We start from the raw sequence: 1,657 nt of genomic DNA on the forward strand, positions 1-1,657 counted from the left end.
CGGCAAATGCCTCGACGCCTCGGGCGGCACCTGGAACGACGGCACCCCCGTCCACCTGTGGACCTGCCACACCGGCCCCAACCAGAAATGGACCCTGCCGTAGAAGGGAGGCACCTCGTGATGCGTACTCTGCTCAAAGCGGCCACCGCGTTGTTCGCCGGCGCCGCGCTCTGCATGTCTCCCCAGGCCATCGCGCTGCCGGGCGGCGCGTCGGACGCGCCCGTCGCGGCACCGGCGGCCGACCCCGCCTATCGCGTCCTGGTCTTCTCCAAGACCGCGGGATTCCGCCACTCCTCGATCGACGAGGGCATCACCGCGCTGCGTGACCTCGGCGCGGCGAACAACTTCACCGTCACCGCCACCGAGGACGCGGGCGCGTTCACCGCGGCCAACCTCGGCCAGTACCGTGCCGTCGTCTTCCTGTCGACCACGGGTGACGTGCTGAACGGCACCCAGCAGACGGCGTTCGAGCAGTACGTCGGCGCGGGCGGCGGGTACGTCGGCGTCCACGCCGCCGCCGACACCGAGTACGACTGGCCCTTCTACGAGGGCCTGGCCGGCGCCCTCTTCCAGTCCCACCCCGCGATCCAGCCCGCCACCGTCAGGGTCGAGGACCGGTCGCACGACGCCACCGCTCATCTCGGCCGCACCTGGCAGCGCACCGACGAGTGGTACAACTACCGCACCAACCCGCGCGGTTCCGCTCATGTGCTGGCCTCCCTCGACGAGTCCAGCTACTCCGGCGGCACCATGTCCGGCGACCATCCGATCGCCTGGTGCAAGGACTACGCCGGTGGCCGCGCCTTCTACACCGGCGGCGGACACACCGAGGAGTCGTACGCGGACCCGGCCTTCCGACGGCATCTGCTCGGAGGGGTCCGCTGGGCCGCCGGGCTCGTCCAGGCCGACTGCCGCCCGGAGACCGGCTACACGTCCCTCTTCGACGGCGGCGGCACGTCCGGCTGGAGGCAGGCGGGCCCCGGCGGCTTCACCCTGGCCGACGGCACACTCACCTCGCACGGCGGGCTGGGCCTGCTCTGGTACGAGGCCAAGGAGTTCACCGGCGACTACTCGCTCAAGCTGGACTGGCGGATGACGGGCGACGCCAACTCCGGTGTCTTCGTGGGCTTCCCGGCCTCCGACGACCCGTGGTCGGCCGTGGACAACGGCTACGAGATCCAGATCGACGCCACCGACAGCACCGACCGGACCACGGGGGCCGTGTACGGGTTCAAGTCGGCCGACCTGGCCGCCCGGGACGCGGCGCTGAACCCGCCGGGCAGCTGGAACACGTACGAGATCCGGGTCACCGGGGAGCGGCTGGAGGTGTTCCTGAACGGGCGGAAGATCAACGACTTCACGAACACGGATCCGGCGCGCAGTCTGCGGCAGGGGCACATCGGGCTGCAGAACCACGGCGACGGTGACGAGGTGGCGTTCCGCAACATCCGGATCAAGCAGGCCGAAGGCCCGTCCGGCCCACGCACGGGTGAGGTGCGGGGCGTGAACGGCAAGTGCCTGGACGTCGACAACGCGAACACCGCCGACGGCACCAAGGTGCAGATCTGGACCTGCAACACCACCGCCGCCCAGCGCTGGACCGTCGGCACCGACAACACCCTCCGCGCCCTCGGCAAATGCCTCGACATCGACAACG

The 1,657-nt window shown here is 70.5% G+C and carries 2 protein-coding genes; both read left to right on the forward strand.

Annotated features, from left to right (window positions below; all coding sequences use genetic code 11):
- On the forward strand, positions 1 to 103 hold a 103-nt coding region (locus ADL34_RS37315), incomplete at its 5' end, for an RICIN domain-containing protein (protein ID WP_159038952.1).
- 17 nt (positions 104 to 120) lie between these two features.
- A partial coding sequence (locus ADL34_RS33560) for a ThuA domain-containing protein (protein ID WP_062674822.1) occupies positions 121 to 1,657 on the forward strand: 1,537 nt, incomplete at its 3' end.

The sequence above is a fragment of the Streptomyces sp. NRRL WC-3605 genome, from assembly GCF_001509795.1.
Lineage (GTDB): Bacteria > Actinomycetota > Actinomycetes > Streptomycetales > Streptomycetaceae > Streptomyces > Streptomyces viridochromogenes.